Genomic DNA, 19,681 nt, shown 5'->3' with positions numbered 1-19,681 from the left:
ATAGCTATTTAGCTATGGTAAATTGTCGGCTGACCTTGGCAGTAAAGTCAAAATCTACAGATGTATTAACAATGAATTTAAGTATAATTGCTGCTTTTGCTTACGGCATATTAGCGATCGCTGGTGGAATTATTGGCTATACTCAGGCTAGAAGTAAGGTTTCACTGGTAAGTGGTAGTATTAGCGGTTTATTACTAATACTCGCTGCTTACTTTCAACTCCAAGGGCAAACCTGGGGTTCGATTTTAGCAGTGTTAGTTACTGCTGTTTTAGTTGTAGTCTTTGCAGTTCGACTAGCTAAAACACGTAAGTTTATGCCGGCAGGATTAATGACGATTTTGGGGATGGTGGCATTGGCGGTGATGGTGAGTCAAATAGTGGCTTTAAAGTAGCATCAGTCTCAATACTTTTCGGTTAAGGGGGAAAGGGGAAAGGGAAAGGGTTTGAATTTACTTTTCCCCAAGTCCAGTAACCTTTCCCCAGATCAAAAGAGAGATTGTTGGGTTAATCCGAAAAGTATTGGCATCAGTCTATAAGCAATAACCACGTTCCTGTTTTTATATCCAAGGGTATGCATTCACAAGGCAAGCTAACGCATTTACAATGCAAGCCGATGCACTAACAAAGCAAGCCGATGCATTCACAAGGCAAGCCGATGCACTAACAAAGCAAGCTAACGCATTCACAAGGCAAGCCGATGCACTAACAAAGCAAGCCGATACATTCACAAAGCACGGTATTGCCAAATTTGATTCGTTACGAATTAATGAAATGCTGTAGTTAGCGCAAAATCTGGTCAATCATCCGGTTCGCCTGGGAAGCATAACCTCCCCCGAATAAATTGAAGTGATTCAAAATGTGATAAAGGTTATAAAGTGTTTTTCTCTGCTCATAGCCTGCATCTAAAGGAAAAACTTCGTTGTAACCTTTGTAAAAAGCTGCGGGGAACCCACCAAATAATTCTGTCATGGCAATATCAACTTCGCGATCGCCAAAATAAGTTGCTGGATCAAAAATCACGGGTTCTCCTGACGCAGTACACCCGGCATTTCCACCCCATAAATCGCCATGTACTAAAGAAGGTTGTACTTGGTGCGCCAATAGTTCAGGGATAGCTGCTAGTAGTTTTTCTTGCTGGGGGAAACTTTCTCCCCGTCGCCTTGCCAACTGAAATTGATAACCAAGGCGATGTTTAATATAAAATTCTGTCCAATCTGCTGTCCAAGTATTGATTTGGGGCGTTGAACCAATGGTATTGTTAATTTTCCAACCAAAACCTTGGCTACTGCTAGCTTGATGCATCGCCGCCAATTTGCGCCCCATCACTTGCCACGAATTGCTGTTGCCATTACCAAGTTCTAACCATTCCAGCACAATGTAGCTAGAGTTCTCAGCTACACCCCAGCAAATAGGTTTTGGGATGCGAATACTAGCTGTTGCTAGCATTTCCTTTAAACCCAGTGCCTCAGCCTCAAACATCGCAACTTGGGATGCAAGATTCAGCTTGACAAAGTAGGTAATCTCACCATTGGAAACAGCATAACCTTGGTTGATACATCCACCACCAACCGATCGCCGTTGCTGACTCTGAAATTTTTCGCCAGTCACCTGGCTGATATAGGTGTCGATTTGAGTCCACATGATTAAATTGGGGAGTGGGGATGAGGGAGCAGGGGACAGAGAGCAGGGGAAAAATTCTTCTTCCAACCTCCTGCCTGGTTGTTGAGCGTAGTCGAAACACTGCCTCCAGCCTCCTGCCTTCTTCACTTTACGGCTTAACGACAACTACACCATAAGCATCTGGGGAAAGATACTCTTTGGCTGCTTGCATTAAGTCGGTTGCATCTTGACTCTGAATATAATCTGGGTAGTTAAAGGCGGGTTCTAAATCTCCCACCAAGGAATGATAGTAACCATACAACCCAGTGCGATCGCTTGGTGTCTCATTGCCAAAAATAAATCTGTTCGCTACTCGCCGCCGTACACGGGCAATTTCTGACTCTGTGACTAACTCGGTTTGGACTTTGCGAATGTGTTGAGCGATCGCATTCTCTACTTCTGCTAAATTTTCTACTGCACATTTAGCTGAAATATAAAATGTCCCTTGCAGCTGATTGCTCATATTGCTCACAGAAATTGAAGAAACTAATCCCCGTTCTTCTCGTAAATCTCTCACCAGTCTTGATGTCCGTCCGTGTCCCAAAACTCCTGCTAAAACATCCAATCCATAGGTGCGATCTAACTGCACCATTCCTGGAACCCGCCAAAGCATCAATAGCCTGCCTTGCTGGAGACTTTCATCTGTAAATTCTCGGCGGACAATTTCTGTAAATGGTGACTCAGGATTTAGTGAGGAGTGGGGGGTGGGGAGTGGGGAGTGCTGAGTTTTATTAGCTTTTGTAAATCCTTCAGCAACGATCGCAATTAATTCTTCTACAGGCAAATTGCCCACAGCTACAGCAGTAATTGACTGGGGTTGATACCAACTATGATGAAAATCCCGCATCTGCTGGGGTTTAAGTTCGGCAATCACCGATTCTGGCCCCAATACCGCACGACGATAAGGTAGCTCATTATATGCTGTCTCCATTGCCCGGCGAAATGTCCGCCGTTGGGGATTATCTTCTGAACGCCTAATTTCTTCTAAAACTACTAATCGCTCACGTTCAAAAGCATCATCGGGAATACTAGCATTTGATACTACATCTATTTGTAATGGAGCAAGCTGGGCAAAATCTTTGGGGGCAGTAGTTATATAGTAATGAGTATAGTCTTGGCTGGTAGCGGCATTGGTGACAGCACCCCGTTCTTCAATTCGACGTTCAAACTCGCCGCTAGCCAATCGTTCTGTTCCCTTAAAAATCATGTGTTCTAAAAAGTGAGCCATACCGTTAATGGCATTAGATTCGACGGCTGAACCAACTTTAATCCATAAGTTGAGGTTTACAGCTTCAACTGGCATCTGCTCCGCTATGATTGTCAAACCATTGGGTAACTGATGCAGGGTTGGGCTATGAAGACGAGTAAATTTCCGCAGGGTTGAAGTCATTGCTACTTGTGTGAGGAGCTACGTTACCTCTTTATCTTATCCGCGACGCAAAATCTATATAAAAAGACCTCTCCCTAGCTTTAGAACTTTCAAATAAAAAATATCCCCAAGTCGATTGCAAAATCTCTCCATTCCTCTTCACTCTGTGTTCTCTGCGCGGCAGTCGCTCATGGGGGAAACCCCCTTGGCGCTAGCCTCTCCCTTTGGGAGAAGACTGCGCTGCCTTGCCTCTGTGGTTCGATAATTTATTTCTTGGAAATCCCTCACTACACAAAACTTGTCCCTCACCGACTCGGAGAAGGACAAGTTTTGAACTTTAGCTTAAGACAGAGAGAGGTTACACGAACTAACGAGAGTAAGGATTATTAAAGGTTTCCCAAGCTGCAATAGCCGCTTTTTGCAGGCGAAAATTGAAGTCCACTAAGTCTTTCATCAATAAATACCAGTTTCTCTCAACTTCATCCTGAATTACCGCCCAAGAGTCCTCTAAGCGATCGCGTTGCATCAGTTTTCTCCCTTCAACCAATTCTCGTGCTTGTCGCACAGCTTTCAAATAGGTTTCACGTGTGAGAGTTCCTGCTGAATCAGCCTCAGCTTGAGCGCGTCTTTTTAGTGCCTCAATCAGCGCTTTGGTTTCGCGCTTCACTTCATCACTTTCGTTAGCCATTTCAGTTTCTACTAGTTCGTCGGTTTGAGAACTAATTTCTACAATTACTATGGATTCTGTAGATTCAATGACTGTGCTTTCAAAGGATTTGATGTTGTTAGCATTCATAGTTAAAACATCCTTAAATTGCAAAATTTACTCTTGGATGAAAACTACATCAAATGGCAAATCAATAAGATTTTGTTGGTAGTTGTTGCTCTAATTTCAATAATGCTGCAACTCTTGCTTCTGTAGCAGGGTGACTGGAAAATAAGTTACCTAAAAACTGTCCAGAGATAGAATTGATAATTAATAACGGTTCAAAAGCTGGATTGGCATTTAAAGGGATCTGTTTTGCTGAGGCTTCTAAGCGTTGTAATGCCCTAGCTAATGCACGGGGATTACCAGTTAATCTAGCTGAACCTGCATCAGCAGAGAACTCTCGTGTGCGCGAAATTGCTAGCTGAATAATCGTTGCAGCTAATGGCGCAAGCATTACTGTTAACAAAACGCCCAAAGGATTACCACCTCTGTTGTTATCTCGTGAACCACCGCCAAACCATAAGCTATAACTCACCATTTGCGCTAGGAATGAGATCGCACCAGCAACGGTAGCAGCAACAGCTTGTGTCAGGGTGTCACGATTAATAATGTGGGTGAGTTCGTGAGCGATAACACCTTCGAGTTCATCATCTGGCAATATATTCAAAATGCCTTCGGTGACAGCCACAGCAGCGTGTTCGGGATCGCGCCCTGTCGCAAAGGCGTTAGCACCTTGACTTGGGACAATGTAAACTCTAGGCATAGGAATGTTAGCGCGATCGCTTAATCTCTGCACCATCCGATAAAGTCCTGGTGCTTCTCCTTCACTCACAGGCTGGGCCTGATATACTGCCAGAGCAATCTTATCTGATTGATACCAGGAAAATAGATTTGTTGCTGCTGCCAAGCCAATTCCAATTATTAAGCCACTACTACCGCCAATTACCCAGTAACTAATTGCGATCAAAAGACCACTTAATGCAGCTAGTAAAGCAGCCGTTTTCACTTGATTTCCCATATTTTCGCTCTCCTACTAATGCTGTATAAATTTTCTAGAAAACAGCATTACTTAAGCCATACTTTGATTGTATCCAGCTAAACTTAGATATATGGTACAGAAAACCTATCAGATAAGTACGGTTTTCCTACTTAACTTTTATAAAAAATAATTTAGTTGTTTTTGATACTTCTTATTTTGATAATATTTTTATTTATAGATAATAAAACGACATCTATCTCTAGAAGTAAATTATTTATTCGGGCAGAAATTAAGCAGTTATAGTATGAAATAACTACGTCAATTCGAACCGTTTACTAAATCATCGCTTGCAATTCTTCCAAAGCTTGAAAGCTTCCTACTTGCCAACTGCGTTCCACGGCAGCAGGAATAATTTGAGTAATAGCTATATCTTCAAAATTAGGACTGGTATTAGATTTTATGTATTTCCCATCTCTCAACAAATAAATAGAAAGGTTTCCACTGTCGTAAACCCATAATTCTGGGACTCCAATGGCTTCATAAGCATCAAGAGTAGTTTTCGATGTGACATCAGTCTCAATCGCTAAATCTGGCGGCGGATCATCAGGTTGTAAGCGGCGATGACCAATCATTTGTTGATAATTCTGAATATAAAAGCAAGCATCAGGTTCAACTCCCGCTACACCTTGCCGTTTAAAAGTGGTGGAACCAAAAGGTTGGTATCTGATATCTTTAGCCTTTAGCAATATTTTGACAATATCAGAAATTAAATCTTTGGGAATTTCATGTTCTGGGAAAGGAGCCATAATTTCTAAAGTACCCTGGCTGTAGGCAATTCGTGTAGTTCTTTTTTCTCCCAATTCTTGTAAAATAGATTCAAATTCTTCCCAGCTAAAATCAGGAATAGTCACTGAGCTACCAGGTGCTAACTGCATCCGGCTAACAGCTTTGAAAACGGGGATAGCAGCAGTCATGTCGCTTCGCTCCAATTCAAAATTGAAAATTCAATATCTATCAGGTTGCGGTGGATAATACAGCCCACCGTAACCTTTAGATTAATAGAATGAGTTTAACAAAAGCGATCGCTTACACCTTAAACTTCTCGGTAATCCGCTTCATCGCTTCTTCGACATTCTCCCGGCTGTTAAACGCCGAAATGCGGAAGTAACCTTCACCCGCAGCACCAAAGCCAGAACCAGGTGTCCCGACAACGTTGACGGTTTGCAGTAACTTATCAAAGAATTCCCAACTGGATAAACCATTAGGCGTTTTTACCCAGACGTAAGGTGCATTCACGCCACCATAAACTGACAATCCGGCGGCTGTGAGTTTCTCGCGGATAATTTTGGCGTTTTCTAGATAGAAACTAACCAATCCTTTGATTTGTGCTTGCCCTTCTTCAGAGTAAACCGCTTCGGCTCCCCGTTGAACAATGTAAGAAACACCATTAAATTTGGTGGACTGGCGGCGATTCCAGAGTTTCCATAGTTCGACATCGGAACCATCGGCGGCTTTTCCGGTGAGTGTCTTCGGTACTACGGTTAAGGCGCAACGAGTTCCTGTAAAGCCTGCATTCTTGGAAAAAGACCGAAACTCGATCGCAACTTCTCTTGCACCTTCTATTTCATAAATTGAGTGCGGAATCGATGGATCGGTAATATAAGCTTCGTAGGCTGCATCAAAGAAAATAATCGAGTTATTAGCTTTGGCATAGTCCACCCATGCCTTTAAATATTCCTTGGTAGCAGTTGCGCCAGTGGGGTTATTGGGAAAGCAGAGATAAATTAAATCGACTTTCTTTGAGGGAATCTCTGCGATAAAGTTGTTATCAGCCGTAATTGGTAGATAAACTAAGCCTTCAAACTCTCCTTTATCGTTGGCATCTCCCGTATTACCCACCATAACGTTAGTGTCTACATACACAGGGTAAACTGGGTCAGTAACGGCAATTATATTGTCATGACCAAAGATTTCTAGAATGTTGCCTGTGTCGCACTTGGAACCATCGGAGATAAATATTTCCGAGGCATCTATATCGGCTCCCCGTGCTTGGAAATCATGAGTAGCAATTTTCTCCCGCAACCAAGCGTAGCCTTGCTCAGGGCCATAGCCTTTGAAAGTATTGCGATCGCTCATCTCTTCCACAGCTTTAATCATCGCTGTGCGGCAAGCCTCCGGCAGAGGTTCGGTAACATCGCCAATGCCTAGCCGGATGATTTTAGCATCAGGATTCGCTTCTGCAAAGGCATTCACCCGCCGAGCAATTTCTGGAAACAGATAACCCGCTTTCAGTTTCAGGTAGTTGTCGTTAATAGTTGCCATTATATAGATTATGAAAAACGCCCTCAAATAGCTTACTGCTAATTTATGAGGGCGGGGAGTGGGGAGATGGGGAGATGGGGAGATGGGGGGACAAGGGGACAAGGGGACTTGTGAGAACTTGCAACAAGTCTTTCCCCAATGCCCAATGCCCAATTAGACATTTACTGGCTGTTTATTATCGGCTGAATAACTGTTGCGATCGCTAATTACAAACTCCGTGATTGATTCTTTACCTGTAATCAATCTTGCTCCGCGATTACGGGTAAAGTAATTCCACGCCCATTGAATCATTACTACTAATTTGTTGTCAAACTCAATTAAGAAGTAGATGTGAATCACTAGCCAAAACAGCCATGCAAAGAAACCTTTCAGCTTGATAAAACCCAAATCTACCACAGCAGAATTGTGCCCAATCATCGCTAAACTACCATGATCGGTATAAGCAAAGGGTGGCAAATTTTTACCTGCAAGTCGCTGTTGAACTAATGTTGCGACATATTCACCTTCTTGCTTGGCTACAGGTGCAACACCAGGTAGGGGTTTACCATTTTGATGAGAGAAATTTGCTAAGTCGCCAACTACGAAAATATTGGGATGTCCCTTAATACTCAAGTCAGGTTCAACGATAATCCGTCCAGCGCGATCGCACTCAGCACCTGTGCGTTCTGCTAACACTTTTCCCATTGCTGAAGCTTTTACACCTGCTGCCCATAATACCGTTTTTGAGGCAATTTCTTTAACTTCATCGCCTTGTTTGAGGGTAACAGTATCATTTTCAATATTCGTTACCAGTGTTTTTGTCTGGACAACCACCCCCAAGCGCGTCAGGGATGCTTCCGCTTCTTGCGATAACTCTGGTGCAAAAGGTGGCAGAATCCGATCAAGCCCTTCTAATAGCAAAATCTTGGCTTCTGAGGTGTCGATGTTGCGGAAATCTTCTTTGAGGGTTTGGTTTGCCAATTCTGCGATCGCACCCGCTAACTCTACACCTGTTGGGCCACCACCCACAATTACAAAAGTTAACCAAGCACGGCGTTTTTCTGGATCGGTTTCTTTTTCTGCGGCTTCAAAGGCTGAAAAAATCCGGCTACGCATTTCTATGGCATCTTCTACAGTTTTCAAGCCGGGGGCGAATTCTTCCCAGTTATCTTTACCAAAGTAGGAATGCTTTGCACCTGTGGCAACAATCAACGTATCGTAAGCTATTGCTTCGTCGCCCACAGTCACTTGTTTTGCTTCTGGATCAATATTATTCACCTCTCCCAGCAACACTTTCGTATTCTTGCTCTTGCTGAGGACAGAACGCAACGGTGAGGAGATATCAGCAGGAGATAGCGCACCTGTGGCAACTTGATATAAAAGGGGTTGAAATAGATGAAAGTTACGTTTATCGATGAGAGTAACGTTTACTGCTGCCTTGGCAAGTGTTTTTGCCGCATAGAGTCCTCCAAAACCACCACCAACAATAACTACTTTATGAGGTGGATTATTGTCAAGAGAATTTACCATAAGAAATATTATCCGGTATTCTGACTATTGTAACTATTCTTAACAAATTTGTATCAAAATTGTCATCATATATTTTGTATTCCTGTTTACATTTGAAGAATGATTAAAGCAATCAAAACTACAGGATAAATAGAACTTTTAAAGATAGAGGGTTAGACAATAAGATTTGGCAATATTTAACATACTCTTTGCTTATGTAAATTTATCAACGGTAGATGGAGGATTTATGCAAATTCATTCAGAACGAGTTGATTCTGGTGTTTGTGTTAAACGTGGTGAATGAGTTCGCCGCCAACGACTAAAGCCGTAGACAAGAGCAGCAAAAATTAACAAATAGGGACTGTAAACAATTAACCAAATACCCAGCTTGAGTAAGCCAACGGAAAATGCACTCAAAGAATGGGTAGAGTTATTCCAAGTTTCCTGAACTTGCAAACCAAAAGCAGGTTGGGGACTGGTGCTAGAAACTGCTGCTTCAAGGTTCAGCGTAATAGTGGAATATGCAACTTGATTTTGTAGGCTTTTGAGTTGGGCATCAATTTGTTCTATTGTTTGTCTGACATTACTTAATTCTTGGGCAACACTCAGCACATCTCTAACAGAACCCGCCCGATCCATGATTTTTTGCAAATTGGCTTCAGTTTTTTGCAAATTTGTTAATCTGGCTTGAAAATCCACCAGGCGATCGCCTACATCTTCCGCAGTAATATTACGACTCTCTACAGTGCCCAATTTAGCTAGTTCTTCCAGAGTAGGTTCTAGCCGATTCTCTGGTATCCGCAATTGGATTGTTGCTGTGTAACGCGGGTTGTCACTTTTGGGTTGTTGTTGTTTCAACCCGATTAAATCCCCTTGCTGTTGATTGATAATTTGCGAAACAGCATCAACAGTTTTATCTACAGAGTTGACAGTCAAAGAGATTGCTGCCTTTTTGATGAGTTGGGGACGAGAACGGGTTATTGGTGCAACTTCTGCCTTTTGGGAAATACTGTTTTCACGAGCAGATAATTGATTTACCGCGCCATTGGCTGCAACTTGAGGTGCAGACTGATTTGTTGACCGATCCGAAGAAGCGCAACTAGTAAAAATCAACCCTCCTAATAATGCACTCATAAATAAAGCAGATGTACGAGGCAATTTAGTCGAAGCGTACATAATCTATCCTTAGATGGATGAAGTTAAACCTAGTATTGCTGAAAGAATACTCAAAACCTGTATTGTTGCGATTTATGTAACAGGTTTGTGATTAGTCATTAGTCATTAGTCCCCTGCTCCCCTTAGTCCAAAGAGATAAAATTGAATTATTTATAGTAATCTGTGTTACTCAATTTGAGGTACAATCGTAAGCCTGCCAATAAATGACGATGCTTGCTGACAGGAGATGCTTCTATGGCCCGGATGTACTATGACGAAGATGCCAATTTAGACCTTTTGGCTGGAAAAACTATTGCTATCATCGGCTATGGTTCTCAAGGTCATGCCCACGCTCTCAATCTCAAAGATAGTGGTTTGAATGTGATTGTGGGACTATATCCGGGTAGTAAGTCAGTAGCAAAAGCTGAAGCTGCTGGGTTAACTGTGAAGAATGTCGCAGATGCTGCCAATGCTGCTGATTTCATCATGATTTTGTTACCTGATGAAGTTCAAAAAACGATTTACAAAAATGAGATTGAACCCAATCTAGAAGAAGGAAATGTGTTAGCTTTTGCCCACGGGTTCAATATTCACTTTGGGCAAGTTGTACCACCAGCTAACGTAGATGTGGTAATGGTTGCACCAAAAGGGCCAGGGCATTTGGTACGGCGGACTTATGAAGGTGGTGAAGGCGTACCAGCGCTGTTTGCAGTTTATCAAGATGCCAGTGGTCAGGCACGCGATCGCGCCATGTCTTATGCTAAAGGTATTGGTGGTACTCGCGCTGGTGTTCTCGAAACCACTTTCCGCGAAGAAACCGAAACCGATTTATTTGGCGAACAAGCAGTATTGTGCGGTGGTTTGAGTGCTTTAATCAAAGCCGGATTTGAAACTTTGGTAGAAGCTGGTTATCAACCAGAATTGGCATATTTTGAATGTCTGCATGAAGTCAAGCTGATTGTTGACTTGGTAGTAGAAGGCGGTTTAGCTAAAATGCGCGACAGCATTTCTAACACAGCTGAATATGGCGATTATACCCGTGGGCCAAGGATTGTTACCGAACAAACCAAAGCTGAAATGCAAAAGATTCTCAGCGAAATTCAATCTGGGCAATTTGCACGGGAATTCGTTCTAGAAAACCAAGCTGGTAAACCAGGATTTACCGCCATGCGTCGTAAAGAATCTGAACACAAAATTGAGGAAGTTGGTAAAGATTTACGCGCTATGTTTAGCTGGTTGAAAAAAGCTTAAGCAAAACAAGGAGCTGAATGTGGAGACGTTGCAATGAAACGTCTCTACAATGATTTTGAAATTACGCAAAATTATTTTTCATACTGCTATAGATGTTATTTAAAATGCATAGAATAGGTGCATTTTAAATAACATCTTTTGCTTTAGATTTTGAGATAATCTGCAATGTACTCTCCATAGCGATCGCGCAACATTTGTTCGCGGAATTTGAATCCTAATGTTTTCCCTCGACAGGATAGAGATTTGCACAAGCAGCGAGAGACAGCTATTGATTCATATTCAGTGGTTTCGTAGTCCCAGGTAATTTCCTCACCGACTTCGATATCGCCCAAAGCAACGAAGTCATATCCCCCAAACTGATTGTTGCTTACACCAGTATTTGGATCGCAAGAATGATTAATTACGACAGCAGGCTCATCTAGGTTGACATACAAATTAAAATCCATCTGAAAGGAATAAATTGTTCGTTGGGGAACTTCTTCAATTGGGATACCTACTACAACAGTTTCCCCTTTGGCAAATTTTTTCGTAGCAAATACTCCTCTTCCTTTTGCTGTTTCCTGAATCGTGACATGAAAATTGAGCTTTACAGCTGAAATTGACTCTATTGTATTCATAGATAAAAACCCACTATGTTTAAATTTCTTGCTTCCAAATTTCAAACTTGGCTTCGTTTGATTTCACTTTCGAGGTGAAAGCTCGTTAACTGCTCTGTACCTCAACTTTTGCTTCCGGCTCAAGCTTTTGAGGGCTTTGACTTAGAAGCAGAGCAACTAAGACAAGAATTGCGCCAATTAGACCGCGTATTCCTAGATGTTCTCCGAGTAGCCAAAACGAGAAAATTGTGGCGAACAATGGCTCAAGTGTATAAAGTAAAGCGGTTTCGTCGGCTGAAACCCATTGCTGTGCCAATGTTTGCAGCCAGATAACAGCAGCTGTCGCCAATAGCCCTAAGTAGACAATTACTCCCCAGTGCTGGTGAATTACCTCAAATTGGTTAAGAATTTGGGTATTATTCCAGAGCAGACCTAGCACCGCGATGAACAAAAGTTGAACACTGGTAAGCGTTAAGGTGGGGTGACGAGACGCAACCCGGTCTAGGAAAATTATGTAGCCTGCATAGACAAAAGCATCAACGAACATCAACAGATCGCCAATTCCTAGTTCTCCCCCTTCCCAAAACATCACGCCAATACCGATTACAGCTACTCCAGCAGCTAGGAAAGTTCTCAACGGTACGCGTTGACCACTCAGCCATGCTAGTAGCGGGACGATGAGTGCGTTCAAACTGCCAATGAATGCAGCCCGATTCGCTGGTATAGTCTTGAGTGCAATTGTTTCTATAGCTAAGAAAAAGAACAGGAAAAGACCTAGTACTGTACCATCACGAAGTAAAAGTGCGTTAATATTACGTAAATTTACAGCAAAAACTGCTGCTGCTATGACAAAGCGTGTAGCAATCAATGCACTTGGTGGAAGATTACTAACGATGTCTTTAGTCAATGGAAAAGTTGTAGCGCTAATTACATTAACAAGGATAAGCAGCATTATTCCTTTTAAACGCAACGTATTTTCAATTTGCATCAAATTAATTGATTGAATAATGTTTCTTTACATCCATAGAGAATGCGATCGCATAGAGAATGTTGGTTTTCCTGTATCCAGTCAGCGCCTTCTGAATTGAGGATTTTTAGTTGGGAAAGTTCTACTAAGTAAGTTGGCACAATAAAAACAAACTATGTAAATAAAAATGAACTAGCCTAAAACCCTTATACCTATTGCCTGTTGTCTATTCCCTATTGCCTTATCCCAACGACAATTATTCACGCCCACTTAACTTAATCTGATTTTGGTAATTTCATGTCTTTTTTCACATTGCAATTAAAAGGTAAAACAAGTTCGCATTAATCCAATCCAAATTGTATCATTTGCTGCGTTATGTTTAAAATTTCTAATCACTAAAAATCTCCTAGTCACAAAAATTATGTCACTAAGTAGATAGCGATAAAATAATTACAAATGTTAGTAGACTGAAAATTTTTGCGATCGCCTAATGGATACCTGCAAATCAGATTGCTACATTGCGCTTATCATCCACTGCGGTAAGCTGCTACACATCATCTATGGATGCGATGATTTTGGTATCACTTCCATTTCTCTTTTCTAAAAGGAGAGAGGGTTTGAAGCTTAGTCACCAACGCTAGCCGGAAGGGGCTGTTCTTATCCTATACAATTGAGAAACCCTATTTATAATCTGGTGAAATCCAAAAATAAATAATTTATACTTGCAAAAAGGCTTTAATCCCATAACTACTAAAAGGATGCAGGTATGAGAAAGTTTTTTAATTTCTGCTTCGAGGTTGAATTTTATCTAAAAATTGCTATTACTTGCACCATTATTCAGCAAATATTTTATTGGTTGTTGCACAATATAGAACTCAATTTTATAACTCAAGTACTGTTATACTGGCTTGTTGGTTCTATTTCATTTTATAGCATTGGTCTTTTCATCGAAAAGGTAATTAAAAATAATGATAATTTAAGAGAGAAATTAACTGCCAGAGTTAAGAAAGTCAAAACACAACCATTTCCTTCATTTACTGCCAAAGGCATCATTAATGGAGAAATCAAAAGTTTCATAGCAGCTTTAATTATCCTCTACATAGCGCCAGAGGTAAATAGAGGAAATAGTTTGCTCTCAAATTTTGGATGGTTTTTGATGAGAATAGTTGTTGCTGATTTCTGTTTTTACGTTTCCCATTCACTACTTCACAGAAAATTTTTACAAAAAATACATTTAAAACATCATGAGTTTGCCGACTCATCAAGTTTTGTAGCTGGACATAAGAGTTTAACTGAATATATTATTGTTACTATTACAGACCTTTTGCCTATCTTTATATTTGGGTATGATATCACCCAACTATGTGCTTGGACTATTATAGGTAATGCTTACAACCTTGAAGGTCATAGTTCCTTATCAATATTTTTTGTTCCATCAGATTTTCACGATCTTCACCACAGTTGTTTCAAGAGAAACTATGGAATTCAAGGATTTTGGGACAGGTTATTCAACACCCTAAACCCTCCTACAAAGAAGCCAGGAATTATGTTCCCTATAGCTTATTTGGAGCATATCACCATGAAGTTGTCTAAGACTTTAGATTGATTAAGAACTTTAAATATAGAGAACCCATCTTTTGATTTTTGGCTACAGTGTACACACAAGTCTTTTAAAGTTCTTCCACAAGCTTTTGATTCTCCCAACTCCCCTTTTTAAGGGGGAAAATTCTTTTAAAGTCCTCCAATTTATCGGAGGATTTAGGAGAATCTGAAACATTTCTTGTAGAAAGATGTGTGTACACCGTAGCTGATTTTTGGAGAGATAAAGCGTAGTTTGACGGGGTTGGTTGCAATGAATCTAGGAATCCTAAATAATTATCTAAACTCGATATTCATGAGGCAAAATTTTCAAGAAATTCTGACTCATTAATTTTATGCCAAAAATTACCACCCCATTGTTCCTGGACTACCTTTAAATGGCCCGACAATATCAGAGGTAATCCATCCTCCATAAAAATCACCAGGTTGAGACATAACTAGCTCATCATTTACATAGCAAGCATCCATTAAGCTAGGGTAAAAAGCATAGTATTCTTGAATTGTGACAAAATCAGGTGTGGGATCAAAATATCGCCAAGCAGCGTTATTTATATACTTATCACCGATGCTAATATCATAATATTGACACTTGCCTTTCCATTCACACCAAGTTTTTTTAGGTGTTTCTATTAGATATTCTAGTTTAATGTCTTCAGAAGGAATGTAATAAGAAGGAGGATGGCTAGTTTCTATGACTCTTTTAGCTTTACTTGTTTCTGCTAAAACAATATTATTAACAATTATCCGAATTGATTTATTTGTATCTTCTAAACGAGCCGGACGCGGATAATCCCAAACTGACTCTTGACCGGGTTGTGGAGGAATAGGATTTGGTCTCATAGTTAATAATTTCCTGTTTTTACGTTGCCATTAAAATACAAAGGTAGTTTGCATGAATCTAATTCTATTCTAGGGTAATTTTTCGTACTATTCCTCCTAGATTTTGGGCTAGTAATATATTTACTGTCTCAGCAATATATTGAGCCTGATCGTTACAGAGAGAAATGGAAGATGTAAAAACTGCTATTCTGTAACTATTAGTATCCTGCAAAAAATTATTTTTCTAAAACCTCATGTCAGCGTTAATGCTTGATATCTTGAACAATCCTAAAACCGGCGTGTTGATAAAAATTAGGACGGAACCAATTGCGATAATATTTTAAAGCTTCTGTACCGTTAGTTATCCAGCATCCTCCTAACATCATCTGATGTTTATTATCAAAAAATATTGCAGAATTATCTTCGTAAAGAAAATGAGGCTTATATCCTGGTAAAGGATTTAAATTCTCACTCAAGTGTTCCCAAAGATTTCCACGTAAATCGTACAAACCAGAATAACTTTTCGCGGTTTCTAACATTCCCACTGGACTAGGTGAGCCAAATTTTAGATTGACATTGTAATTGTCTACATCTTCTACCAAAGGGCTACTATAAGTTGCTAAATGATATTCAGCTTCACTCATTAAACGGGTATTTTTACCTTGCCAACGACAGTAAGCTAATGCTTCATAGTGATTGACCTCTACAGGCCAATCTAAAGGCAAGTCGATTTCATCAAACATGGCTCGATACTTGTAACTGCCATTTTGAGGTATCCAAAATTTGGGATATTTGATGTTGTTTTCAGTTTTCCAATGCCAAGATTCTTCATCCCAATACGCTTGATTTTCGTAGCCAACAGCCTTGACAAAATAACTAAAATCGGCATTGGTAATCAGATATTTACTGGCTAAAAAAGGTTCTACTTCAACAGTGCGATCGCCATAATCAATATCCCATCCATAGGTCGGATCGTTAAAGGCTTTGCCAAGTTTGACTACCCCACCTATAACTTGTATCATTTCGTTTTGAGCAGTGTAGCCATTAAAAGGGGCATATTGCCAGTTTTGGGGGCGTTTCACTCTCTCAACTGGTAGTTGGCGAATTAACATCGAAGAGGTTTCAATATGAATACGCTGATGTTCAATCCCCATCATTAAAGCCCAGAGGGGATGAGTAGGGTGAATTGGTAGCGTAATCGGAGTAGTTTTAATTACTTCGGAAATTACTGTATATGCTTGTTTTCGATACTCCCAAGTTTGTGCAACTTGTGGCCATTCTAAATGAGCGATCGCTTGATTTAATTCCTCTGGTACTTCTGGATCAACTCCAATTTCAAACAGAATTTCATAATCTGGATTGATCCTTTTTTCTAATAATCCAACGCTAATTAATTTATTGATGTAGAAAACAGCCGAGTGTCCCAGATAGAAAATTAGAGGGTTTCTCAAAGGATCGGGATTGAGATAAAATGTATCTTCTCCTATTAAAGTTTTCATCAGCATATCTTCTAGTTGCCAAGCATTCTCAAAATAATTGAGGATAACTTGGCGATCGCAACTATCTAGTTTAGGCGGATGAGTAGATTGAAGACTGTTCATGATATAACTCAATTGCTATTATATAGATTATTAACTCTGGTTGATTTACTTGACATTAATCAAAAAGTTGTTAATGTTAATTGTTGATTGCATTTCGATTCTGTGTATGTTTTCTAGATATGTTGAATTTTGCTAAATGAAACATATCCATGAGCAAAAAAATGCCACTTACTTAAGCATTTATAAAAGGGCTAAAAATACTGAGATATTGTAGGATGACCAATGCCTATCCGCCTTAAGTAAGTGCCATTCATGAACAAAGCATAAGTTTTGTAAGTTAAGGTTTAAAGCTTAATTCACGGATATGTCTATTTAAATTCAAATTTTGGTAAGCAAAATTTAAGCTTGGCAAAGAATTAACCCAAACCACTGATTGGGATCTGTCCAAGTTTTCAGAGTCTTGAGTCCATGTGTCTCCAGTTGTTTTTGCATAATTACTAAATCAAACTTGCGAGAAATTTCGGTGAGAATGCTCTCTCCATCTGTAAAGCCAACTTGCAAATCTAGCGCTTCTAAAGATACCTCATGACTCTTTTGGCAATGCAGATACATTTCTATTTGAGCATCATTTTGATTATAAATAGCTTGGTGAGTGAATAAGCTGATGTCAAAATTACCTTGAAAACGCCAATTTAAATGAGAAAGGATATTTAAATTAAAAGCAGCCGTTACTCCCTGACTATCATTATAAGCTGGCTCTAAAATTTCTTTGGGTTTTTGTAAATCAATCCCCAAAAGAAAGTAGTCACCTGCTTGCAAAGTCCTAGTAATTTGGCTTAAAAAATTATCACATTCTCGTGGATTAAAATTCCCAAGAGAACTGCCTAAGAAAAAAATCATCCGTGATGCTGCAAATGTTGATTCTAGCTTCGTCAAGGCTTGTTCGTAGGTTCCTATTAATCCCTCAACAAAGAGATTTGGATATTTATGTTGTAATTTTATTACGCTAGATTTAAGGATGCCATGACTAACATCAATGGGTATATATCTACAGTGACTGGCAATTTTTTGGTAAGCATCTAGCAAAAAAAGGGTTTTTGTAGAACTACCACTGCCTAATTCTACAAGTTCACAATTACCTGTTATCTGAGCTATTTCATCGGCATATTGACTTAAAATCGATGCTTCTGTTCGTGTTGGGTAATATTCTGATAATTCACATATTTGTTCAAATAGTTCTGAACCGTAATCATCATAAAAATATTTAGGGGGTAAAGTTTTGGGACTTTGAATTAATCCTTGGATGACATCTTCACCTTCATTGTTGAGAACCCGATTGTTCTCATTAAGAGATTTTAGATATGTAGCTAGCATTGTGTCAATATATTTAGTTCTGAATGAAGTACTTAATATGACATATTTAGTATTTAATAGCAAGGCTTATTTCTAGGTAATTAATAATAAATTAAAATACGAAAAACCTCTAGATTTAGTGTGGTATTAAAGTAGGTTTTACTAATTTAATATTTGCTGATTAATTGAAATGTAAGCTAATAAATAAGTCGCTAGGAATAGACATAACTACACTATTAGAGGTAGACATTATCTACTACCAAAAAATTGCGATGCACAGAAGTTAACTTTATTAATGATAACTTAAATTTTAGTTAAAAATAATTGGAGATTTTGTAGCGATCACAAAATTCAAAGAACTCTTATTTTTATTTTAATAGATAACTAAAGTTTATTGAAAATGAGTTTTATCAAATGCCAAGCTATCTATTTTTCTTTCATAAAAGTTAAATAATTTGCGATCGCCTGAATTAAAATATTTTCTCCTGTCAAAGACGCTTGCTATGCTAGGGTGTATACACAAGTATTTTAAAGTTGTCTCACAGCATTTAGATTCCCCCTACGGTAATAGGAGCCAAGGTTAAAGTGGATTTAGGAGGATCTAACGTCGTTTTGTACCTTGTACAGAGTTGTATGTACACCATAGCTTAAAAGGAGAAAGGGTTTGAATTTTACTGCCCTTCCCTACAATTTCAATGCAATTGATAATCGCTATATGGTATTAACGTGAGTTCGACAGAACTAAAAAATAGCAGGAGGCAATGCAGGTAAGTCTTTTGGGTAAATGTCAATAGATGGTTTTTTGGGCAAATAGGTATAAGCAGTAAGCCCTGCCATCAAATTAACCAAAAAGTTAAATGGACTACGATGGCGAGAGTGTTCTATTTGACATATATTTTTCAAATGGTCATTGACGGACTCAATGACAGCACGTTTGCGTAACAGAATTTTATCAATCAGTTTTACCAAGCGATTTTTCATTTTCTTTTTAGATTTTGTGACTAATTGCAACCCTCGCTCATATAACTCCTCAAATAATTTTTGAGAGATGTATCCTCTGTCACCAAAGAGTTTACCAATCAAGTCCTTAGTCATATCTGGGACTGGTTTTCGGTCATCTACATTTGCTGGGGTTAGTGAAAATGCGAGTAATTCTCCACAATCATTAATAATTAAATGAAGCTTGAATCCAAAGTGCCAACCCACAGAATTTTTCCCCCATTTCACCAACCCTTTAAATACCTTGTGAGAATGTGCTCTACAGTTGTGACAAACATTAATTGGGGTGGAATCAATAAAGCTAATCCCTGTAATTTCTCCTGTACGTGTATGTAAAAAACAACATAACAGCATTAAACACCAGGGCATCAGTTCCACAAACCGAGTGTAGCTGACCAGATTTGGAAATGCTTCACGCCAACTTGTCAGCACATGCATGGTATAGAATTCTTTGAAAGTCTTATATCCACTGCCATGAAATGCAATGACTATTGTCATCACCTCTGATAGATGCATTCGGGAAGTGCTGCGCCTTTCTCCTGTTGTCGATGGCAACTGTGGTACTTGCTGCCAGAGATTTTCCCACTGGTTACAGAAATCATCTACGTCGCAGAAAATTTGCGTGATGTCGAGGCGAGATATCATGGTAGACATAGCCGAGACCCTGATTTTTGTTAGATATTATTAGTCTCGGCATTTTTTTGTGACTTTTTTGCTGATTCTCAATCAATTGTAGCGATCGCTTGGCCCTGTCCAGTTGAGCAAATTCATATCTAGCAATCTTTTTGGGCTTTCCTATCCGTCGAACTCACGTGGTATTAAGTAGATAGTTAAAATTAAAGATAATAGTAAAATTAAACATAAAATAAAATCCT

Annotated in this window: 19 protein-coding genes; 4 read left to right on the top strand and 15 right to left on the bottom strand. The window is 39.6% G+C overall.

Features of this window, described 5'->3' with window-relative positions:
• Positions 1 to 71 precede the first annotated feature (71 nt).
• Both ACFFRD_RS34915 and ACFFRD_RS34910 read left to right on the top strand, forming a co-directional pair.
• Entirely contained in the window at positions 72 to 392 is a 321-nt protein-coding gene (locus tag ACFFRD_RS34915; RefSeq protein ID WP_392480480.1) for a TMEM14 family protein, read from the top strand.
• Positions 393 to 603: 211 nt separating this feature from the next.
• Positions 604 to 780 carry a hypothetical protein gene (locus ACFFRD_RS34910; protein WP_392480478.1) on the top strand — a complete coding sequence of 59 codons (177 nt, stop codon included), beginning with the start codon at positions 604 to 606 and terminating at the stop codon, positions 778 to 780.
• On the opposite strand, the gene ACFFRD_RS34905 is transcribed toward ACFFRD_RS34910, so the two are convergent.
• The 8 genes from ACFFRD_RS34905 to ACFFRD_RS34870 all read right to left on the bottom strand — a co-directional run bounded on the left by ACFFRD_RS34905 (position 781) and on the right by ACFFRD_RS34870 (position 9,702).
• Entirely contained in the window at positions 781 to 1,641 is an 861-nt protein-coding gene (locus ACFFRD_RS34905) for a fructosamine kinase family protein (RefSeq protein ID WP_392480476.1), read from the bottom strand.
• A gap of 127 nt (positions 1,642 to 1,768) precedes the next feature.
• Entirely contained in the window at positions 1,769 to 3,049 is a 1,281-nt protein-coding gene (locus ACFFRD_RS34900; RefSeq protein ID WP_392480474.1) for a M16 family metallopeptidase, read from the bottom strand.
• Between the two features lie 346 nt (positions 3,050 to 3,395).
• On the bottom strand, positions 3,396 to 3,824 hold the full coding sequence (locus tag ACFFRD_RS34895; RefSeq protein WP_392480472.1) for a hypothetical protein: 429 nt from the start codon (positions 3,822 to 3,824) through the stop codon (positions 3,396 to 3,398).
• Positions 3,825 to 3,885: 61 nt separating this feature from the next.
• On the bottom strand, positions 3,886 to 4,755 hold the full coding sequence (locus tag ACFFRD_RS34890) for a zinc metalloprotease HtpX (RefSeq protein ID WP_392480470.1): 870 nt from the start codon (positions 4,753 to 4,755) through the stop codon (positions 3,886 to 3,888).
• 296 nt (positions 4,756 to 5,051) lie between these two features.
• The gene (locus tag ACFFRD_RS34885) at positions 5,052 to 5,690 is read right to left on the bottom strand and encodes a Uma2 family endonuclease (RefSeq protein ID WP_392480468.1); all 639 of its coding nucleotides are present in this window, start codon (positions 5,688 to 5,690) and stop codon (positions 5,052 to 5,054) included.
• A 112-nt stretch (positions 5,691 to 5,802) separates the two neighbouring features.
• Positions 5,803 to 7,038, bottom strand: coding sequence for an LL-diaminopimelate aminotransferase (locus ACFFRD_RS34880; RefSeq protein WP_392480466.1), 1,236 nt, complete (start codon positions 7,036 to 7,038; stop codon positions 5,803 to 5,805).
• Positions 7,039 to 7,191: 153 nt separating this feature from the next.
• On the bottom strand, positions 7,192 to 8,547 hold the full coding sequence (locus tag ACFFRD_RS34875) for an NAD(P)/FAD-dependent oxidoreductase (protein WP_392480464.1): 1,356 nt from the start codon (positions 8,545 to 8,547) through the stop codon (positions 7,192 to 7,194).
• Between the two features lie 234 nt (positions 8,548 to 8,781).
• The gene (locus tag ACFFRD_RS34870) at positions 8,782 to 9,702 is read right to left on the bottom strand and encodes a DUF4349 domain-containing protein (protein ID WP_392480463.1); all 921 of its coding nucleotides are present in this window, start codon (positions 9,700 to 9,702) and stop codon (positions 8,782 to 8,784) included.
• Between the two features lie 234 nt (positions 9,703 to 9,936).
• Between ACFFRD_RS34870 and ilvC the strand changes: the two genes are divergently transcribed.
• Complete coding sequence (gene ilvC / locus ACFFRD_RS34865) at positions 9,937 to 10,932, top strand: ketol-acid reductoisomerase (RefSeq protein WP_069070300.1); 996 nt, start codon at positions 9,937 to 9,939, stop codon at positions 10,930 to 10,932.
• A gap of 143 nt (positions 10,933 to 11,075) precedes the next feature.
• On the opposite strand, the gene ACFFRD_RS34860 is transcribed toward ilvC, so the two are convergent.
• From ACFFRD_RS34860 to ACFFRD_RS34850, 3 genes are all read right to left on the bottom strand, one after another.
• Positions 11,076 to 11,549: an SET domain-containing protein gene (locus ACFFRD_RS34860; protein WP_392480462.1), complete on the bottom strand. Its 474-nt coding sequence runs from the start codon at positions 11,547 to 11,549 to the stop codon at positions 11,076 to 11,078.
• 85 nt (positions 11,550 to 11,634) lie between these two features.
• Positions 11,635 to 12,516 (bottom strand): DMT family transporter, encoded by an 882-nt coding sequence (locus ACFFRD_RS34855; RefSeq protein WP_114081281.1) that lies wholly within the window; start codon positions 12,514 to 12,516, stop codon positions 11,635 to 11,637.
• Positions 12,516 to 12,656, bottom strand: a complete 141-nt coding sequence (locus ACFFRD_RS34850; RefSeq protein ID WP_159402525.1) for a hypothetical protein — start codon at positions 12,654 to 12,656, stop codon at positions 12,516 to 12,518. The genes ACFFRD_RS34855 and ACFFRD_RS34850 overlap by 1 nt, the downstream gene beginning before the upstream one ends.
• A gap of 605 nt (positions 12,657 to 13,261) precedes the next feature.
• Here ACFFRD_RS34850 and ACFFRD_RS34845 point away from each other — a divergent pair.
• Complete coding sequence (locus ACFFRD_RS34845) at positions 13,262 to 14,101, top strand: sterol desaturase family protein (protein ID WP_392480461.1); 840 nt, start codon at positions 13,262 to 13,264, stop codon at positions 14,099 to 14,101.
• Between the two features lie 338 nt (positions 14,102 to 14,439).
• Here ACFFRD_RS34845 and ACFFRD_RS34840 read toward each other — a convergent pair whose 3' ends face one another.
• The 4 genes from ACFFRD_RS34840 to ACFFRD_RS34825 all read right to left on the bottom strand — a co-directional run bounded on the left by ACFFRD_RS34840 (position 14,440) and on the right by ACFFRD_RS34825 (position 19,451).
• Positions 14,440 to 14,934, bottom strand: a complete 495-nt coding sequence (locus ACFFRD_RS34840; protein WP_114081279.1) for a DUF427 domain-containing protein — start codon at positions 14,932 to 14,934, stop codon at positions 14,440 to 14,442.
• Positions 14,935 to 15,176: 242 nt separating this feature from the next.
• Positions 15,177 to 16,514 carry a 5-histidylcysteine sulfoxide synthase gene (gene ovoA / locus ACFFRD_RS34835; RefSeq protein ID WP_392480459.1) on the bottom strand — a complete coding sequence of 446 codons (1,338 nt, stop codon included), beginning with the start codon at positions 16,512 to 16,514 and terminating at the stop codon, positions 15,177 to 15,179.
• Between the two features lie 339 nt (positions 16,515 to 16,853).
• Positions 16,854 to 17,828, bottom strand: coding sequence for an L-histidine N(alpha)-methyltransferase (gene egtD / locus ACFFRD_RS34830; RefSeq protein WP_392480457.1), 975 nt, complete (start codon positions 17,826 to 17,828; stop codon positions 16,854 to 16,856).
• A 720-nt stretch (positions 17,829 to 18,548) separates the two neighbouring features.
• Positions 18,549 to 19,451: an IS982 family transposase gene (locus ACFFRD_RS34825; RefSeq protein ID WP_392483087.1), complete on the bottom strand. Its 903-nt coding sequence runs from the start codon at positions 19,449 to 19,451 to the stop codon at positions 18,549 to 18,551.
• Positions 19,452 to 19,681: the final 230 nt, after the last annotated feature.

Source organism: Nostoc sp. C110 (assembly GCF_043099725.1).
Lineage (GTDB): Bacteria > Cyanobacteriota > Cyanobacteriia > Cyanobacteriales > Nostocaceae > Nostoc > Nostoc muscorum_A.
The sequence above is the reverse complement of the archived record's forward strand: the minus strand, read 5'-3'. Positions and strand labels throughout refer to the sequence as shown.

Excerpts from the sequence above, each read along its gene's own strand:
- ACFFRD_RS34895 (WP_392480472.1), bottom strand. The coding sequence starts at position 3,824 with ATGAATGCTAACAACATCAAATCCTTTGAAAGCACAGTCATTGAATCT.
- ACFFRD_RS34905 (WP_392480476.1), bottom strand. The coding sequence starts at position 1,641 with ATGTGGACTCAAATCGACACCTATATCAGCCAGGTGACTGGCGAAAAA.
- ACFFRD_RS34890 (WP_392480470.1), bottom strand. The coding sequence starts at position 4,755 with ATGGGAAATCAAGTGAAAACGGCTGCTTTACTAGCTGCATTAAGTGGT.
- ACFFRD_RS34825 (WP_392483087.1), bottom strand. The coding sequence starts at position 19,451 with ATGATATCTCGCCTCGACATCACGCAAATTTTCTGCGACGTAGATGAT.
- ACFFRD_RS34840 (WP_114081279.1), bottom strand. The coding sequence starts at position 14,934 with ATGAGACCAAATCCTATTCCTCCACAACCCGGTCAAGAGTCAGTTTGG.
- ACFFRD_RS34915 (WP_392480480.1), top strand. The coding sequence starts at position 72 with ATGAATTTAAGTATAATTGCTGCTTTTGCTTACGGCATATTAGCGATC.
- ovoA (WP_392480459.1), bottom strand. The coding sequence starts at position 16,514 with ATGAACAGTCTTCAATCTACTCATCCGCCTAAACTAGATAGTTGCGAT.
- ACFFRD_RS34870 (WP_392480463.1), bottom strand. The coding sequence starts at position 9,702 with ATGTACGCTTCGACTAAATTGCCTCGTACATCTGCTTTATTTATGAGT.
- ACFFRD_RS34910 (WP_392480478.1), top strand. The coding sequence starts at position 604 with ATGCAAGCCGATGCACTAACAAAGCAAGCCGATGCATTCACAAGGCAA.
- ACFFRD_RS34900 (WP_392480474.1), bottom strand. The coding sequence starts at position 3,049 with ATGACTTCAACCCTGCGGAAATTTACTCGTCTTCATAGCCCAACCCTG.
- ACFFRD_RS34875 (WP_392480464.1), bottom strand. The coding sequence starts at position 8,547 with ATGGTAAATTCTCTTGACAATAATCCACCTCATAAAGTAGTTATTGTT.
- ACFFRD_RS34880 (WP_392480466.1), bottom strand. The coding sequence starts at position 7,038 with ATGGCAACTATTAACGACAACTACCTGAAACTGAAAGCGGGTTATCTG.
- ACFFRD_RS34885 (WP_392480468.1), bottom strand. The coding sequence starts at position 5,690 with ATGACTGCTGCTATCCCCGTTTTCAAAGCTGTTAGCCGGATGCAGTTA.
- ilvC (WP_069070300.1), top strand. The coding sequence starts at position 9,937 with ATGGCCCGGATGTACTATGACGAAGATGCCAATTTAGACCTTTTGGCT.
- egtD (WP_392480457.1), bottom strand. The coding sequence starts at position 17,828 with ATGCTAGCTACATATCTAAAATCTCTTAATGAGAACAATCGGGTTCTC.
- ACFFRD_RS34845 (WP_392480461.1), top strand. The coding sequence starts at position 13,262 with ATGAGAAAGTTTTTTAATTTCTGCTTCGAGGTTGAATTTTATCTAAAA.
- ACFFRD_RS34860 (WP_392480462.1), bottom strand. The coding sequence starts at position 11,549 with ATGAATACAATAGAGTCAATTTCAGCTGTAAAGCTCAATTTTCATGTC.
- ACFFRD_RS34855 (WP_114081281.1), bottom strand. The coding sequence starts at position 12,516 with ATGCAAATTGAAAATACGTTGCGTTTAAAAGGAATAATGCTGCTTATC.